The following is a 16722-nucleotide window of genomic DNA, read 5'->3' as shown; positions in this document are numbered from 1 at the left end:
CAAAGCCCCGCCACGCCTAGGACAATAGCGGCCTGCCGACAGGAGTCCTGAATGCGCCGTCTGTTTTCCCTGCTTCTGCTGATGATCTGCACCATGCCTGTCTGGGCAGACAGCCTCGATCAGCTGTACAAGGCCGCCGGCTGGCCCGACCAGCGCGCCCATTTCAACGATGCCGTGAGCGCCGCCCAGCAGCGCTACCGCAACAGCCTGCCGCCTGCCGTCTACCAGGCGCTGGTCAACAACAGCAACCAGCGCTTCCAGGCCCAGGCCATGGACCGCCGGGCCCAGGCGCAGCTGCGGGCCAACCTGGCGAACCCCTCGCCGGCCCTGGCGTTCTTCCAGTCGCCACTGGGGCGCAAGGTGGTGGCCGCCGAGCTGCTGGCCACGCGCAAGGACCAGCTGGCGAAGAACGCCAAGGGCCTGCCGAAGGTCCAGGCCAGCGACAACCGCCTGCTGATCGTCGGCCACCTGGCCCAGGCCCTGCCGGCCCGCGAAGCCGGCGCCGAGGTCAGCCTGGCAATCGCCGGGGTGGCGGCCGACAGCCTGAGTTCGATGCTGCCCGGCCTGTTCGGCGGCGGCCAGGCGCAGAATCTGCTCGATGGCCAGCGCCAACGCCTGATGAACCAGGTCGGCGAAGACCTGAACAACACCCTGCTGTACGTCTATCGCGACCTGTCGGACGCCGAGCTGGAGCAATTTGCCACCTTCGCTGAGTCCCCCGACGGCCAGGCCTACTACAAGGCGGCAGTGGCCGCGGTACGCGCGGCTCTGGCCGTGGGCCAGAACGCCGCCGAGCTGAAGTGATCAACCCAGGCGCTGGCCGATGAAGTCGAAGTAGCGCTGGCGAATGCCGGGCAGCTCGTTGGCCAGGTGATGCCGCGCCTCGGGCAGCATGAGGATCTGCGGCTCGGCGAACTTGGCCTTGAGCACCTTGAGGTTGTAGGGCCAGTCCACCGTGCCGTCCGCCTCGCCCTGCACGATCAGGGGCTGGCGTGTGCTGCGCGGCGCAGCTTCGATACGCCGGACCCACTTCATCAGCGCCCCGACCCAGGCGGTCGGCAGGCGCCGTGGCTGCAGCGGATCGGCCTCGAGAAAGGGCAGGAAGGCCGGGTCATTGGTGTTTTCACTGAAACGCCGCTCGATGCCGTTGACGAAGTGGCGCAGCACCCGATAGCTCAGTTTCGACCAGTGCCAGGCACGCGGGCGCACCAGGGGCGCCAGCAAGATCACCTGGCCGTCGACCGGGCTGCGCTCGCCCTGATGCAACAGGTGATCAACCGCGATCGCCCCGCCGGTGCTCTGTCCACACAGATGCCAGGGTCGCGGCAGTTCCAGCAGACGGGCCTGCTCAAACAGCGCATCGAGCACCTGCTGGTAGATGCCGAAATCATCGATGCTGGCACGCTCGCCGCTGGACAGGCCATGGCCGGGCAGGTCGCAACCGATCACCGCGTAGCCCTGGCCCAATGCCCACGCGATCACATGCCGGTACAGGCCCATGTGATCGTAATAGCCGTGCAGCAGGAACAATGTCGCCACCGGTTGCTCCGGCAGCCAGAGCTGGCCGACCAGATCGAAGCCCGCCACCTGGAAGCCACCCAGCCAACTGCGCGCGGGCAGATCCAGGCCGTAGAAGCGCTGGTAGGCCTGGCCCTGGGCGGACAATGGCTGGCGATCGACGAGGGGCGACAGGCTGGTACGCAGCGGGTCGGGATTGAAGCTGGCGGGCATCGGTACATCCAGTGTGCAGCAAGTATTGATCTGCGATATTCAGCTCTGGGCTGCGTCATGGCAAGCTTGGCTCCTCCCTCCGACGAACAATGCGACCTCGTGGGAGCGGGCTTGCCCCGCGATGGCAGCGCCAGACTCACAGGCGCCATCGCGGGGCAAGCCCGCTCCCACGCAAATCGCGCCAAGGCCCCCATGGCGAAGCGACTTCTCACACTCCTTGTACTGCTACTCTGCGCCACCGTCCTCTGGTGGGCCTACGACAGCTTCCAGTCCCGCTACCTGCGCACCTTCGACAACCAGACCACCTTCTTCGACGGCAGCCAACTGCGCCTGCCCCCCGAGCTGGCAGGCCCGGGCCCGATCCGCGTGGTGCACTTCTGGGACCCGGCCTGCCCCTGCAACGTCGGCAACCAGCAGCACCTGGGCGAACTGGTCGAGCACTTCGCGCCGCAGGGCGTCAGCTTCCATGTCGTGCAGCGCCCGGGCAGCCACGGCCAGTTGCCGGCCAACCTCGCCGCGCTCAAGCCCCTGGCCAGCCTGCCCGGCAGCGAGCAGCTGCCAGCCACCCCCGCCGTGGCGATCTGGGACCGCGACGGTAACCTCGCCTACTTCGGCCCCTACAGCGAAGGCGCGGTGTGCAACTCCAGTAACAGTTTCATCGAGCCGATCCTCACGGCGCTAAATGAAGGCCGCCGGGTGCAGGCATCCAATACCCTGGCCGTCGGCTGCTATTGCCCCTGGACCGAATGACGCGCCCACGCTGTTTTTTACCGAGGGGCATGAAAGTGCCTTCCGGGGCTATGCTCAGTTCGCGCATCCGCCGATGATCGGCGCACATTTTTCGCTCGAACGTACAAGGAGTCTCGATGAAGCGCAGCCTGACCTTGCTGGCGGTGGTGATCGCCGTGGCCGCCGCAGGCACCGGTTACTGGTACGTGCAAGGCAAACAACCGCAACGTGACGGCGAGGTGGCCGTCGGCGGGTTGCAGGCGCCGGTCAGCGTGCGCTTCGATGCCCGCGGCGTGCCGCACTTGCAGGCGCAGAACGAGCAGGACCTGTACCGCGCCCTGGGCTACGTGCATGCCCAGGACCGCCTGTTCCAGATGGAGATCATGCGCCGCCTGGCCCGCGGTGAACTGGCCGAAGTGCTGGGCGACAAGCTGCTGCCCACCGACACCCTGTTCCGCAGCCTGCGCATCCGCGACCAGGCGGCCCTGATGGCGCAGCGCCAGGACCGCCAGTCGCCGGCCTGGCAGGCGCTGCAGGCGTACCTGGACGGCATCAACCAGTGGCAGGCCGGCCACCCCAAACCGATGGAGTTCGACCTGCTCGGCATCCCGCCACGCCCCTTCACCGCCGAGGACACCCTGAGCATCGCCGGCTACCTCGCCTACAGCTTCGCCGCGGCATTCCGTACCGACCCTGCGCTGACCTACATCCGCGACCAGCTCGGCCCCGAATACCTGAAGATCTTCGACCTCGACTGGCAGCCCGACGGCGCCGTGGCCACGCCCCTGGCCGCCGCCGACTGGCGCAGCCTCGAGCAGCTGGCGCGGCTGAGTCACGACGCCCTGGGCGACGCCGGCATCCCGCAGTTCGAGGGCAGCAACGCCTGGGCCGTGGCCGGCAGCCGCACCCGCAGTGGCCGGCCGCTGCTGGCGGGCGACCCGCATATCAGCTTTGCCGTGCCGGCAATCTGGTACGAGGCGGAGCTGTCGGCGCCGGGGTTCAACCTGTATGGCTACTTCCAGGCACTCAACCCGTTCGCCCTGCTCGGCCACAATCGCGACTTCGGCTGGAGCCTGACCATGTTCCAGAACGACGACGTCGACCTGATCGCGGAGCGGACCCATCCGCAGGATCCCGAGCAGGTGATGGTCGATGGCCGCTGGCAGCCACTGGAAAAGACCGAGCAGAAGATCGCGGTCAAGGGCGCGGAACCTGCCAGCATCACTCTGCGCCGCTCGCCCCACGGGCCGATCGTCAACAGCGTGCTCGGCGATACCGCAGGCCCGACGCCCATCGCCATGTGGTGGGCGTTCCTGGAAACCGACAACCCGATTCTCGAAGGCTTCTACCAGATCAACCGCGCCGACACCCTGGGCAAGATGCGCGAGGCGGCGGCCAAGGTCCAGGCGCCTGGATTGAACCTGGTATGGGCCAACGCCCGGGGTGACATTGGCTGGTGGGCAGCGGCGCGCCTGCCGATCCGCCCGGACGGCGTCAACCCGGCGTTCATTCTCGATGGCGCCAGCGGCCAGGCCGCCAAGCCGGGCTTCTACCCGTTCAGCGCCAACCCGCAGCAGGAGAATCCGGCGAGCGGCTACATCGTCTCGGCCAACTACCAGCCGCCCGGCGCAATCCCCGTGCCCGGCTACTACAACCTGGCCGATCGCGGTCGTCAGCTCGATCGCCAGCTGAGCGACCCGGACATCAAGTGGGACACCCAGAACAGCCAGGCCCTGCAACTGGACACCAGCACCGACTATGGCCCGCGCACCCTGGCGCCGCTGCTCGGCACCTTGCGCAATATCGCCCAGGGCGACGAGGAGAAGGAGCTGGTCGAGCAGTTGGCTGCCTGGCGCGGTGATTATCCGCTGGACTCCACCAGTGCCACGCTGTTCAACCAGTTCCTCTACGAACTGGCGTTCGCCGCCCTGCACGACGAGCTGGGCGACACCTGGTTCCCGGTGCTGATCAGCACCCGCGCCATCGACGCCGCCCTGCCGCGCCTTGCCGCGGACCCGACATCGCCCTGGTGGAACCAGCGCGGCGCCAGCGAACGCACCGACCGTGGCGCCATCGTGCGCCAGGCCTGGCAACGCAGCCTCAAGCACCTGCGCGAGACGTTCGGCAAGGATCCGGCCAGCTGGCAATGGGGCAAGACCCACACCCTCACCCACAACCATCCGCTGGGGGTGAAGAAGCCGCTCAACCTGCTGTTCAATGTCGGCCCGTTCGCCGCCCCCGGCACCCACGAGGTGCCGAACAACCTGTCGGCGAAGATCGGCCCGGCGCCCTGGCCGGTCACCTATGGGCCTTCAACCCGCCGAGTGATCGACTTTGCCGACGCAGGCGCCGCGCTGACCATCAACCCGGTAGGGCAGAGTGGCGTGCCGTTCGACCGGCATTACGGCGATCAGGCCGAGGACTATATCGAGGGGCGCTATCACAAGGCGCGGATGGGGGTGATTCCGGCGCAGAGTACGTTGCGGCTAGTGCCGGGTAATTGATTCGCCCCATCGCGGGGCAAGCCCGCTCCCACGCATGACCTTTGCCATCTGTTGGGGCAAGCCCGCTCCCACGCTTGACCTTTGCCAGTTGTGGGAGCGGGCTTGTCCCGCGATCAGCAGACGAGGCTCAACCCTGCCACTTGCCGCCTTCGACGATGACGCTCTCAGGCTTGGTGTCGTCGCTCAGTTCCTTGCGCACGTACTGGTCGTACAGCTTGAGCAGGAATTTCTCCTCGCCCAGCTTGGCCAGCTCGCTGTTCACCCAGTCACGCAGCTCGGTGTTGCCCTTCTTCACTGCCGGAGCAATCGGCGCCTCGTCGCCCAGCAGCTGCGGCAGCACGCGGTAGCCCGGGTTCTGCTTGGCCCAGCTGAACAGGATCAGGTTGTCCTGGGCATAGGCATCGCCACGACCATTGGCCAGGGCGGCCAGCGACTCGGTGTTCTTCTCGAACTTGAGCAGCTTCCAGTCCGGGTGATTCTTGGTCAGCCAGATATCGGCGGTGGTGCCGGTGGTGACGATGATGGTCTTGTCGGCCAGGTCGTCGAGCTTCTGCACCGGGCTGCCGTCGGCGACGATGGCCTGCACCGCCACGCGCAGGTTGGGGTTGGTGAAGTCCACCGCTTCCTTGCGCTCGGGGGTGACGGTCATGTTGGCGAGGATCAGGTCGACCTTGTCGCTCTGCAGGAACGGAATGCGGCTGGCAGGCTCGACGGCGACGAACTCGACCTTGCTTTCATCGCCCAGCAGGTCCTTGGCGAAGCGGCGGCCGATGTCGGTGTCAAAGCCCACGTAGCGGCCGCTTTCGTCGACGAAGCCGAACGGTGGCTTGTCGGTGAACACGCCGACGATCAGCTTGTCGCGGGCCTTGATGGTTTCCAGGTAGCTGGTGGCCGGCGAGGCGGCGGCGGGCTTGGCCGGGTCTTCGGACTTGTTGCAGCCGGCCAGCAGGGCCAGGCCAAGCAGTGGAGCGAGCAGTTTGGCGAACGGGGCAGTCTTCATGACAGTTCCTTGTGCAGTGTCTTGGGCAGGCTTTCGACGAACGAGAATTTCTCCAGGAACTGCTGCGCGCGTGCGGTCTGCGGTTGGGTGAAGAAGCGCTCAGGGTGGTTCTGTTCAAGGATCCTGCCGGCCTCCATGAACACGATGCGATCGGCCACCGCGCGGGCGAAGGCCATTTCGTGGGTGACGATGAGCAGGGTCATGCCTTCGCGGGCCAGGCCCTGGATCACCTGCAGCACTTCCTTGACCATTTCCGGGTCGAGGGCGGCGGTGACCTCGTCGAACAGCATCACCTGGGGGTTCATGCACAGCGAGCGGACGATCGCGATGCGTTGCTGCTGGCCACCGGAAAGCTGGCGGGGAAAGGCGTCGCGCTTGTCCAGCAGGCCTACCCGGGCCAACAGCGCCTCGGCCTGGGCCTGGGCCTCGCGGCGTTCGCGCTTCTGCACCTTCAGCGGGCCCAGCAGCAGGTTGTCGATCACGCTCATGTGGCCGAACAGGTGGTAGCTCTGGAACACCATGCCGACCCGCTGGCGCACCTGGCGCCAGTCGGTGTCGGGGCCGAGCAGCTCCTGGCCGTCGAGGCGCAGGCTGCCGCCCTGGGCCTCCTCCAGGCCGTTGAGGCAGCGCAGCAGGGTGCTCTTGCCGCAGCCGCTGGGGCCGAGAATCACCACCACCTCGCCGGCCTGGACCTTGAGGTCGACGTCCGCGAGCACCTGGTGCTGGCCGAAGAACTTGTTGAAGCCTTGGAATTCGATCAATGGATTCATGCGTGGGCCCAGCGACGCTCCAGCACGCGGGAAGCGGCCGACAGCGGATAGCAGACAAGAAAGAAGAACAACAACAGTGCGCCGTAGATCAGCACCGATTCGTAGGTGCGCTCGATGATCTGCTGCCCCGCCTTGATCACTTCGACCACGCCGATCAGCACCGCCAGCGAGCTGGTCTTGATGATCCGCGTGTAGATGTTGATGGTCGGCGGGGTCATGCGCTTGAGCGCCTGGGGCAGCAGCACGTAGCCATACAGCTGCCAGCCGCCAAGGCCGATCGACAACCCCGCCTCGCGCTGCCCGCGTGGCAGCGACTGCAAGGCGCCGCGCACCACCTCGCCGACCTCGCTGGCACCCCACAGGCCCAGCACCAGCACCGCGCACCAGAAGCTGGGAATGCTCAGGCCGAAGAAGATCGGCAAGCCGAAGAACACCAGGTACAGCCAGACCAGCACCGGGATTGCCCGGAACAGTTCCAGGTACACCTGCAGCAGGATGTTCAGCCAACGGTTGCCGAGGGTCGCCAGCACGCCGTAGAGCACGCCGCCCAAGGTGGCGAACAGGATGCCCAGGGCCGAGATCGCCAGGGTCTGCCAGGCGCCCGTGGCCAGTTGCGGCAGCGAAACCAGCAGCAGCTCAATTCCCGAACTGGCCATGTTGCAGCCTCCGTTCCAGGTAGCGCAGCAGCAGCGACAGCGGCAGGAAGATCAGCACGCAGAGCAGGGTCAGCACGGCGAGCATTTCGTAGGTCTTGTAGTACAGGGCGATGTAGTTCTTGGTGGTGTAGAGGATCTCCGGCACCGCCACCGCCGACACCACGGTGGTCTCCTTGAGCAGGAAGATGAAGTTGGCGAACAGCGCCGGCAGGCTGAGGATGCCGGCCTGGGGCAGGATCACATGGCGCAGCAACTGGCCCTCGGAGAGCCCTATGGAGCGCCCGGACTCCAGCTGCGCCCGCGGCACGGCCTCGACCCCGGCGCGCAGCACCTCGGTGAGATAGGCACCGCCCATGAAGGTCATGGTGATGATCGCGGCGGCAAAGCCCGACACTTTCACGCCCAGGCCGGGCAAGGCGAAATAGACGAAGAACAGCTGGATCAGCAGCGGTGTGTTGCGGGCCAGTTCCACGTAGCCCTTGACCAGGCGCCACAGGTACGGCGTGCGCAGCACCAGGATCGTCGCGTTGAGCAGGGCCACCAGCAACGAGGTGACGATGGCGATCGCCCCGACTTGCAGGGTGACACCAACGGCCTTGAAGAAGGCCGGCAGTGTGCTAAGCATGAAAGCGGTGTCGAAGCTCATGGAAGGGGCCTCGACACGAGGTCACGAAGGTACGGCATGGGGCAGGTCCAGGGTCGGCACGAGGGTGGCTCGGCGTCGTTTCACCAATAGTGGCGCTGTGCCGGTAAGCACGATTACTAGACTCTAAAGGTATAAAAATATTTTTATAAATATCTTTATTGCATATCTATATCACCGCTTCGTGACCTTCGGAAATTTCCTTCATGACATACGGATCTTTCCGAATAAATCCCCCTCCAAGGGGTTTCAAACTGTGACTTGCACGGCCCATCACATTCAACAAGGAAGACAACGATGAACAGCCCCTGCTTGCCTGCCTCGAATGAACAACTGCTGTGGCTCCTGGCCCTGCGCCGGGCGCTGGCCAGTCAGCGCTGAGCCCTCTGTGGGAACCGCTGTCATACAGAGCGATCGGGATGAATACCTTTCCCTGTAGGAGCGGCCTTGCCGAGGCGTCGGACCGGCCGGAAAGGGCCGCAAAGCGGCCCCGGCATTTTCTGCATTGTCGCTAAAATTCTGGGGCCGCTGCGCAGCCCTTTCCGGCCGGTCCGACGCCTCGGCAAGGCCGCTCCTACAGGTTTCGGCCATTAAAAAACCGACGCAGTTGCGTCGGTTTTTTCGTTCAGGCGCAAGTCTTGCCGCGTATCAGAACGCCGGCAGTACCGCACCGCTGTATTTCTTCTCGATGAACGCCTTCACCTCCGGGCTGGTCAGCGCCTTGGCCAACTTCTGGATGGCCTCGCTGTCCTTGTTGTCCGGGCGGGCGACCAGGAAGTTAACGTACGGCGAGTCGCTGCCTTCGATCACCAAGGCGTCCTTGGCCGGGTTCAGGCCGGCTTCAAGAGCGTAGTTGGTGTTGATCATGTCCAGGTCGACCTGGTCCAGCACACGCGGCAGCATGGCCGATTCCAGCTCGCGGAACTTGAGCTTCTTCGGGTTCTCGGCGATGTCTTTCGGCGTGGCCAGGGCGTTCTTCGGGTCCTTCAGGGTGATCAGGCCAGCCTTCTGCAGCAGGAGCAGAGCGCGGCCGCTGTTGCTGCCTTCGTTGGGGATGGCGACGGTGGCGCCGTCCTTCAGCTCGGCCAGGCTCTTGACCTTCTTCGAGTAGCCACCGAACGGCTCGACGTGCACGCCGATCACGGTTTCCAGGTGGGTGCCCTTGCCTTCGTTGAAGTTCTTCAGGTACGGCAGGGTCTGGAAGTAGTTGGCATCCAGGCGCTTCTGGTCGACCTGCACGTTAGGCTGGACGTAGTCGGTGAAGACCTTGATCTGCAGGTCCACGCCTTCCTTGGCCAGGGTCGGCTTGATCAGTTCGAGGATTTCGGCATGCGGCACGGGCGTGGCGGCGACCACCAGTTTCTCGGCGGCATTGGCCAGGCCAGCAAACGACAGGGCGGCGGCCAGGGCGGTGGTCAGCAGGGTCTTTTTCATGGTGATCCTTGTTCTAAAGCTGGGCCATCGCAGATGGCGAGTCGGATGCCCATCCGTTCGGGTGGGCGTAAGCGGACAATACCGAGATTTTTTATTCCGTAACAATATCTTTTGATTAGCTGCTTATTCCAAAAACAAATAGCCATCACGGCCTTTGCTTATGAGCGGCCAGGCACAGCTCTACGGCGCGGATTCGCCCAATTGCGCCAAGGCTGCGCCCAGCAGCCCGCGCAGGTCGGCCAGGGTTTGCGGCTCCCGACTGGCACCCAGTTGCGCTAGCTGGCGAGCCAGGCTGGCCAAGGGTGCGGTATCCGGAAGGTCGAGATGCGCGGGAAGGATCTCCTCACCATCACTGACCAGCAGGGCAAAATGGATGACGTTCTCCAGCTCACGGGTATTGCCCGGCCAGGCATGGGCCTCCAGCGCCTGCTGGGCCGCCTCGCTGATCAAGGGCAGCGGCCGATCCAGGCGCACGCTGTAGATGCCGACGAAGTACTCGGCCAGCGGCAGGATATCGCCGACCCGATCACGCAATGCCGGCAGCTCGAGTTCACCCTCGTGCAGGTAATGGTAGAGCCGCTCGTTGAAGCGCCCGGCGCGCACGGCCTGGGCCAGGTCGATGCTGGACGCGGCCACCAGCCGCACATCGACCGCCTGCGGCTGGGTGGCGCCGACCCGGGTTACCTCGCGGTTCTCCAGGGCCGCCAGCAGCTTGCCCTGGATCGCCAGGGGCAGGTCGGCGATCTCGTCCAGGTACAGCGTGCCGCCGTTGGCCGAGCCGAACCAGCCGGCTCGACTGCTGGCGGTGCCGCCCTGGGTGCCGGCGCTGTAGCCGAACAATTCGGCATCGGCGTAGGTCGGGCTGATGGCAGCGCAGTTGACCGACACGAACAACCCGCCGCGGTCACTGGCGCGATGGATCTGCCGGGCCAGGAGCTCCTTGCCGGTGCCGGTTTCGCCACGGATCAGCACCGGCAGCGGTTGTGGCGCCAATCGCTCCAAGGCCTGGCGCAGCGACTGGGAACGCGGATCGACGAACACCAGCGCCTTGGCGCGGATGCTCAACGGGCTCTTGTCCAGCTCGGGGAAGGTCAGCAGCGGCTGGCCGAAAGCAGTGTGGAATGTCATGGAATGCTCCCGCCCCGGCCGCAGGCGGCCGGGGATTCGATTCGTTCGATGAAAACCGGCGGATCAGGCGCGGCGCAGCGCGCGCTGATCGATACGGGCCTGCAAGCGGTAGAGGTAGGCAAAACCCTGTTCCCAACGCTCGTGGCCCGACTTGACGTTGATATGTCCGGCGTCGGCCAGCAGCCCGGCCTCGGCGCCCCAGGCCTGGGCCAGGTACAGCGCACGCGGCACGCTCACCGCCGGGTCGTTGTCGGAGCTGACCACCTGGCTGGGGAACGGCAAGGCCTGCAGTGGAATCGGCGCGAAATTGCGCAAGGCCGGTGCGCAGGTCGGCCGTTCGACATCTGCCGGCGCCACCAGCAGCGCACCGCGCACCCGGCGCAGCAGCTCGGGGCTGGCCTGGGCGGCCCAATGGGCGACCGTGACACAGCCCAGACTGTGGGCAATGAGAATCACCGGCGAGCGTTCGGCGGCAATCGCCTGCTCCAGCGCCTGGACCCAGTCGCGCCGCTGCGGGGTCAGCCAGTCATGCTGCTCGACCCGGGCGCTGTTGGGCAGGCTGCGCTGCCAGTGACTCTGCCAATGGTTGTCTGGCGATCCTTGCCAGCCCGGCACAATCAGGTAACGAATCGACTCATTGCGCATGGGGACGCCTCCGGAAGTTTGCGTGCTTGGGTGCAAGTATAGGGAGGGGGTTATATTCGTAAAGGAATAAGAAGCTATTTATTAATAACTATAAATTCAAAGCCACAGTGTTCGAGCCCTGCGCCTCTCCCCTGTAGGAGCGGCCTTGTGCCGCGAAAGGGCTGCGTAGCGGCCCCGCGATCTGTGCATGTCGCCAATACATTGGGGCCGCTTTGCGGCCCTTTCGCGGCACAAGGCCGCTCCTACAGGGGTATGCATGGCTTTCAGCGGGCATAAAAAAAGGGCCATCCCCTGCCAAGGAAAATGGCCCCTAAGCACTTGCCTGAAGAGGGTATCGCCGGTCAGCGGGCGGTGATCACCGCCAGCTTGCTGATCCCGGCACGCTCGATCGCCGCCATCGCGCGGGCGACCTCGCCGTAGTTCACACCATCGTCGGCCTGCAGCTGCACACGCAGCTCGGCGTCCTTGTCCTTGGCAGCCTTGAGGTTGGTCTCCAGCAAGTCGGCCTGGATCTCGTCCTTGTTGATGAACAGCTTGCCGCTGCCGTCGATGCTCACCACCAGCGGGTCCTTCTGCTCCACCGGGGCGACGGCCTCGGTCTTGGGCAGGTTGATCGGGATGGCATTGGTCAGCAATGGCGCGGTGACGATGAACACCACCAACAGCACCAGCATGACGTCCACCAATGGCGTGACGTTGATTTCACTCAACACTTCATCGCTGTCCTGGGTCGAGAAGGCCATGTCAGGAGGCCTCCTTCACAGGCTGGGTGAAGCCGGTGTGCTGGCGCTGCACCGCCGGGTGCACCAGCACGCGGAAGGCACTCTTCTGCGCCAGGCTGTAGAAATCGTGGGCGAAGTCGTCGAGGTCCGCCGCAGTCAGCTTCAGGCGACGGAGGAAGTAGTTGTAGACCAGCACCGCCGGCACCGCGACGGCGATACCCACGCCGGTGGCGACCAGCGCCGCGCCGATCGGGCCGGCCACGGTTTCCAGGCTCGCCGAGCCCGCCGCGCTGATGCCCTTGAGCGCCTCCATGATGCCCCACACGGTGCCGAACAGGCCGATGAACGGCGAGGTGCTGCCGATACTGGCCACCACTGCCAGGCCGGTCTCCAGCGAACGGCGCTCGCGGACGATCTGCTGGCGCAGGGCGCGCTCCAGGCGATCCTGGTGGTTGATGGCCTGGCTGAGGTCACTGGCCTGGCCTGGCTCGCCAACCGCGATCGCCGCAAAGCCCGCCTGGGCGACACGGGCAGCCGGGCCGGGCAGATCGTGGGCGGGCTCGGCGGCGGAGTCGAGGCTGGACGCGGCCCAGAACTGCTGGTGGAAGCGTTTGTCCTGGTTCTTCAGGCGCACGAACTGCACGACCTTGACCAGGGCCAGTGCCCAGGTGGCGACGGAGAAGCCGACCAGCAGCCAGATGACCGCGCTTTCAACGGATTCGAGGGGGGATGCCAACAAGCTCATGATGAAGTCCTTCCTGTATGCGGTCGCAAGTTAACGAAGCTTGAAATCGATCGGTACGCTGACCCAGCCCACCTGGGCCACGTCGCCCTGCTTGGCCGGGACGAAGCTCCAGCGCTTCACTGCGGCCAATGCGGCGGCGTCCAGGGCGTCGCGGCCACTGCTCTTCTGGACCTGGATCTGCCCTGGCTTGCCACTGGGCAGCACTTCCACGCGCAGCAGCACGGTGCCTTCCCAGCCACGGCGCTGGGCCATCTGCGGATACTCCGGCGCCGGATTCTTCAGGTACGCGGCGTTGGCCGAGGCCGGGGTCACTGGCGCAGGCGCGGGTGGCGCGGGTGGCGCGGGTGCCGGCGCCGGGGGTGATGGCGCGGCAACCGGTTTCGGCGGTGGCGCCTCGACTGGCTTGGGCTGCGGCTTGGCCACGGGCTTGGGCACTGGCTTGGGTTTCGGGACCGGCTTGGGCGCGGGCTTGGCAGCCAGTTCGTCGACCACTGGTGGCGGCGGCTGGACCACAGGGGCCGGCGGCGGCGGTTCGACTACCGGTGGTGCGGGCGCGGCGAACTCGATGGTCATGGGCGGAATCTTCGGCGGGATGACCGGCAGCTCGGGGGTCGGCTGGTGGCTGAACCAGTACGCCGCCGCGCCGTGCAGCACCAGCACCAGCAGGCCCAGCACCAGCTTGTCGCGACGCTTGAGGCCGCTGACCGGCGTGCGTTGCAGGCGCAACTGGCCCAGCGGCAGGCGCAGCGTGCGTCCGAGCTCGACCAGGTCACCCGATGCCGGGCGCCATGGCTGGTCGTAGGCCCTGACGGCCGTCTGGACATTGCCCATTGCTAAAACTCCTGGGGTTCTTGATTCAGGTGTGTGGCTGAATCATCGGTGCCAGGTGCTTAGCTCATAAAGAAATGTTTAAACTTAAAATTAGACCTTAATGGAATAATGATTTTCATGGTCTGCCCATAGCCCGCGTCGTTCGCGGCCTGCCGCAGAACAGCTCAAGAATGATGCCTTATAGGCATTCAAAATATTCGTTCAAGGCATCAATTCACCGCGAGGGCTTCGCCCTCGATCGCGGCACAAGGCCGCTCCTACACAAGAGATCGCGGTGCCCTGTAGGAGCGGCCTTGTGCCGCGATGGGCTGCGCAGCAGCCCCGGCAATCTCGCAGGCAATAAAAAACCCGGGACCATGCCCGGGTTTTCCATCACAAGCGCCGGCTCAGATATCCGCCACCTTCTGCCACACCTTCGGCCGGAAGAACAACGTCTCCCCCCGCGCCAGCCCGGTGAGGCTGTCGTGATCCTTGACCACCTCGGCCTCGATCAGCTCGCTCTGCCCTTCCACCTTCAGCGTCACCCGCGTGGTCGCACCCAGCGGACGGATATCACGCACTTCGGCGGCATGATGCCCCTCAGTCTCATGGCGCGACAGCGACACCTCGTGCGGACGGAACAGCACGTGGTGCCCTTCGCTCAGCGCCAGGCGGTTGGAATCGCCAAGGAAGTGATAGACGAAGTCGTTGGCCGGTTTCTCGTACACCTCGCCGGGCGAACCGATCTGCTCGATCACGCCCTTGTTCATCACCACGATGCGGTCGGCGACTTCCATGGCCTCTTCCTGGTCGTGGGTGACGAACACCGAGGTCAGGTTGATGTCCTCGTGCAGCCGCGCCAGCCAACGGCGCAGCTCCTTGCGCACCTTGGCATCCAGCGCCCCGAACGGCTCGTCGAGCAGCAGTACCTTGGGCTCCACCGCCAGGGCACGGGCCAGGGCGATACGCTGGCGCTGGCCACCGGACAGCTGCTCGGGGTAGCGGTCGGACAACCAGTCGAGCTGGACCATGTTCAACAGTTCATGGACCTTCTCGGCGATCTTGCTCTCGCTCGGGCGCTCGCCCTTGGGCTTCATGCGCAGGCCGAAGGCGACGTTGTCGAACACGCTCATGTGGCGGAACAACGCGTAGTGCTGGAACACGAAACCGACGTTGCGATCGCGCACATCATGGCCGGACACGTCCTCGCCGTGGAACACGATGCTGCCGTTGTCCGGGGTCTCGAGGCCGGCGATGATGCGCAAAAGGGTGGTCTTGCCGCAGCCGGACGGGCCGAGCAGAGCCACCAGCTCGCCGCTGTGGATATCCAGGTTGATGTTGTCCAGGGCCTGGAAGCTGTTGAAGCGCTTGCTGACGTTACGAACTTCGATCGACATGAATCATTCCTCCGCGGCGCTGTGGCGCAGGCGGTTAATACGGTTCTCGCTCCACTGCTTGAGCAGCAGGATGAAGAGCGCCAGGATCAGCAGCAGGCTGGCCACGCTGAAGGCCGCGACGTGGTTGTACTCGTTGTAGAGGATCTCCACGTGCAGCGGCAAGGTGTTGGTGACGCCGCGGATATGGCCCGACACCACCGACACCGCGCCGAACTCGCCCATGGCCCGGGCGGTGCACAGCACCACGCCGTAGATCAGGCCCCATTTGATGTTCGGCAGGGTGACGTGCCAGAACATCTGCCAGCCGTTGGCGCCGAGCAGGCGCGCGGCCTCCTCTTCTTGCGTGCCCTGCTCCTGCATCAGCGGGATCAGTTCACGGGCGACAAACGGCACGGTGACGAAGATGGTCGCCAGGACGATGCCCGGCAGGGCGAAGACGATCTGGATATCGTGATCCTGCAGCCACGGCCCGAACAGGCCTTGCGCGCCGAACATCAACACGTAGACCAGGCCGGCGATCACCGGTGACACCGAGAACGGCAGGTCGATCAGGGTTACCAGCACGCTCTTGCCGCGGAACGTGTACTTGCTCACGCACCAGGCGGCGGACACGCCGAACACCAGGTTCAGCGGCACCGAGATGGCCACGGCCAGCAGGGTCAGCTTCAATGCCGACAACGCGTCGGCCTCGAAGATCGCCTCGAAGAAGGTGCCGAAGCCGTTCTTCAGCGCCTGTGACACCACGATCACCAGCGGCAGCGCCAGGAACAGCGCGAAGACGATCCAGGCCAGGGTGATCAGCACCCGGCGCGAGGTGGCGCTGCTGCGTCGAGCGGCGTTGGCGGCGGCGGTTGCGTTCATGGGTTGACTAGACATTGCCGGCCTCCTTCAAGGGGTTTCGATGCGCCGCTGCAGCAGGTTGATCAGCAGCAGCAGGATGAAGGAAACCACCAGCATCAGCACGCCGATGGCGGTGGCGCCGGTGTAGTCGTACTGGTCGAGCTTGACCATGATCAGCAGCGGCAGGATCTCGGTCTTCATCGGCATGTTGCCGGCGATGAAGATCACCGAACCGTACTCGCCCACGCCCCGGGCGAAGGCCAGGGCGAAACCGGTCAGCCAGGCTGGCAGCAAAGCCGGCGCCAGCACATGACGGAACACCTGCAAGGGCTTCGCACCCAGGCAGGCGGCGGCCTCTTCCACTTCACGTGGGATGTCGGCCAGCACCGGCTGCACCGTACGCACCACGAACGGCAGGGTGACGAAGGTCAGCGCCAGGGTGATGCCCAGGGGGGTGTAGGCGATTTTGAAGCCGAGGTCGGTGGCGAACTGGCCGACCCAGCCCGCCGGAGCGTACAGGGCGGTCAGGGCGATGCCGGCGACGGCAGTGGGCAAGGCGAACGGCAGGTCGATCATCGCATCGATGATCTTGCGCCCGGGGAAGGTATAGCGCACCAGCACCCAGGCCAGCAGGGTGCCGATCACACCGTTGATGATGGCGGCGAACAGGGCGGTGCCGAAACTCAGTTTCAGCGCGGCGATGACCCGTGGCGCGCTGACGATATTCCAGAACTGCTCCCAGGTGAGCTGCGAGGCATGGATGAACATGGCCGCCAGCGGTATCAGCACGATCAGGCTGAGGTACACCAAGGTGTAGCCCAGCGTCAGCCCGAAGCCGGGTATGACGGGGGAAATGCGACGTGACATAAAGGTCCCTGGTTGAACGCACGAAGCCCGGAAAGGCTCCCGGGCTGGTGCTAGCTTCTGAATCCCGGGGCTGCTGCGCAGCCCTTTCGCGGCGCAAGGCC

General features: G+C 65.2%; 17 protein-coding genes. 3 read left to right on the top strand and 14 right to left on the bottom strand.

From position 1 onward, the window contains the following. Window positions 1–51: 51 nt before the first annotated feature. Window positions 52–804, top strand: a complete 753-nt coding sequence (locus LU671_RS05915) for a DUF2059 domain-containing protein (protein ID WP_232855004.1) — start codon at window positions 52–54, stop codon at window positions 802–804. Here LU671_RS05915 and LU671_RS05910 read toward each other — a convergent pair whose 3' ends face one another. Beyond that, entirely contained in the window at window positions 805–1731 is a 927-nt protein-coding gene (locus LU671_RS05910; RefSeq protein ID WP_203649631.1) for an alpha/beta hydrolase, read from the bottom strand. It lies immediately after the preceding gene. Window positions 1732–1923: 192 nt separating this feature from the next. Between LU671_RS05910 and LU671_RS05905 the strand changes: the two genes are divergently transcribed. After that, window positions 1924–2481: a DUF6436 domain-containing protein gene (locus tag LU671_RS05905; RefSeq protein ID WP_232855003.1), complete on the top strand. Its 558-nt coding sequence runs from the start codon at window positions 1924–1926 to the stop codon at window positions 2479–2481. A 116-nt stretch (window positions 2482–2597) separates the two neighbouring features. Next, the gene (locus tag LU671_RS05900; protein ID WP_232855002.1) at window positions 2598–4964 is read left to right on the top strand and encodes a penicillin acylase family protein; all 2367 of its coding nucleotides are present in this window, start codon (window positions 2598–2600) and stop codon (window positions 4962–4964) included. A gap of 127 nt (window positions 4965–5091) precedes the next feature. Here LU671_RS05900 and LU671_RS05895 read toward each other — a convergent pair whose 3' ends face one another. From LU671_RS05895 to cysT, 13 genes are all read right to left on the bottom strand, one after another. Next, window positions 5092–5964, bottom strand: coding sequence for a transporter substrate-binding domain-containing protein (locus LU671_RS05895; protein ID WP_198743515.1), 873 nt, complete (start codon window positions 5962–5964; stop codon window positions 5092–5094). Beyond that, a complete protein-coding gene (locus LU671_RS05890; RefSeq protein ID WP_232855001.1) occupies window positions 5961–6734 on the bottom strand; it encodes an amino acid ABC transporter ATP-binding protein in 774 nt (257 codons plus the stop codon). Before LU671_RS05890 ends, LU671_RS05895 begins: the two co-directional genes overlap by 4 nt. Continuing rightward, complete coding sequence (locus tag LU671_RS05885; RefSeq protein WP_232855000.1) at window positions 6731–7390, bottom strand: amino acid ABC transporter permease; 660 nt, start codon at window positions 7388–7390, stop codon at window positions 6731–6733. The genes LU671_RS05890 and LU671_RS05885 overlap by 4 nt, the downstream gene beginning before the upstream one ends. Beyond that, window positions 7371–8036 carry an amino acid ABC transporter permease gene (locus LU671_RS05880; RefSeq protein ID WP_232854999.1) on the bottom strand — a complete coding sequence of 222 codons (666 nt, stop codon included), beginning with the start codon at window positions 8034–8036 and terminating at the stop codon, window positions 7371–7373. The genes LU671_RS05885 and LU671_RS05880 overlap by 20 nt, the downstream gene beginning before the upstream one ends. Before the next feature lie 645 nt (window positions 8037–8681). Continuing rightward, the gene (locus LU671_RS05875; protein WP_050707418.1) at window positions 8682–9467 is read right to left on the bottom strand and encodes a MetQ/NlpA family ABC transporter substrate-binding protein; all 786 of its coding nucleotides are present in this window, start codon (window positions 9465–9467) and stop codon (window positions 8682–8684) included. A gap of 180 nt (window positions 9468–9647) precedes the next feature. Then, window positions 9648–10595 carry a sigma 54-interacting transcriptional regulator gene (locus LU671_RS05870; RefSeq protein WP_232854998.1) on the bottom strand — a complete coding sequence of 316 codons (948 nt, stop codon included), beginning with the start codon at window positions 10593–10595 and terminating at the stop codon, window positions 9648–9650. Window positions 10596–10658: 63 nt separating this feature from the next. Next, window positions 10659–11240 carry an alpha/beta hydrolase gene (locus LU671_RS05865; protein WP_203649611.1) on the bottom strand — a complete coding sequence of 194 codons (582 nt, stop codon included), beginning with the start codon at window positions 11238–11240 and terminating at the stop codon, window positions 10659–10661. 341 nt (window positions 11241–11581) lie between these two features. Then, window positions 11582–11983 (bottom strand): ExbD/TolR family protein, encoded by a 402-nt coding sequence (locus LU671_RS05860; RefSeq protein WP_232854997.1) that lies wholly within the window; start codon window positions 11981–11983, stop codon window positions 11582–11584. A 1-nt stretch (window position 11984) separates the two neighbouring features. Beyond that, window positions 11985–12707: a MotA/TolQ/ExbB proton channel family protein gene (locus LU671_RS05855; protein WP_028688527.1), complete on the bottom strand. Its 723-nt coding sequence runs from the start codon at window positions 12705–12707 to the stop codon at window positions 11985–11987. 30 nt (window positions 12708–12737) lie between these two features. Next, the gene (locus tag LU671_RS05850; protein WP_232854996.1) at window positions 12738–13538 is read right to left on the bottom strand and encodes an energy transducer TonB; all 801 of its coding nucleotides are present in this window, start codon (window positions 13536–13538) and stop codon (window positions 12738–12740) included. 386 nt (window positions 13539–13924) lie between these two features. Then, window positions 13925–14914 carry a sulfate/molybdate ABC transporter ATP-binding protein gene (locus LU671_RS05845; RefSeq protein WP_011536261.1) on the bottom strand — a complete coding sequence of 330 codons (990 nt, stop codon included), beginning with the start codon at window positions 14912–14914 and terminating at the stop codon, window positions 13925–13927. Between the two features lie 3 nt (window positions 14915–14917). After that, window positions 14918–15775, bottom strand: a complete 858-nt coding sequence (gene cysW / locus LU671_RS05840; RefSeq protein ID WP_442964118.1) for a sulfate ABC transporter permease subunit CysW — start codon at window positions 15773–15775, stop codon at window positions 14918–14920. Between the two features lie 27 nt (window positions 15776–15802). Next, window positions 15803–16621: a sulfate ABC transporter permease subunit CysT gene (gene cysT, locus LU671_RS05835; RefSeq protein ID WP_110734244.1), complete on the bottom strand. Its 819-nt coding sequence runs from the start codon at window positions 16619–16621 to the stop codon at window positions 15803–15805. Window positions 16622–16722: the final 101 nt, after the last annotated feature.

Origin of the sequence: Pseudomonas sp. NMI760_13, assembly GCF_021283245.1 — a bacterium.
Lineage (GTDB): Bacteria > Pseudomonadota > Gammaproteobacteria > Pseudomonadales > Pseudomonadaceae > Aquipseudomonas > Aquipseudomonas peradeniyensis.
This window is presented reverse-complemented; position numbering and strand designations above follow the sequence as displayed.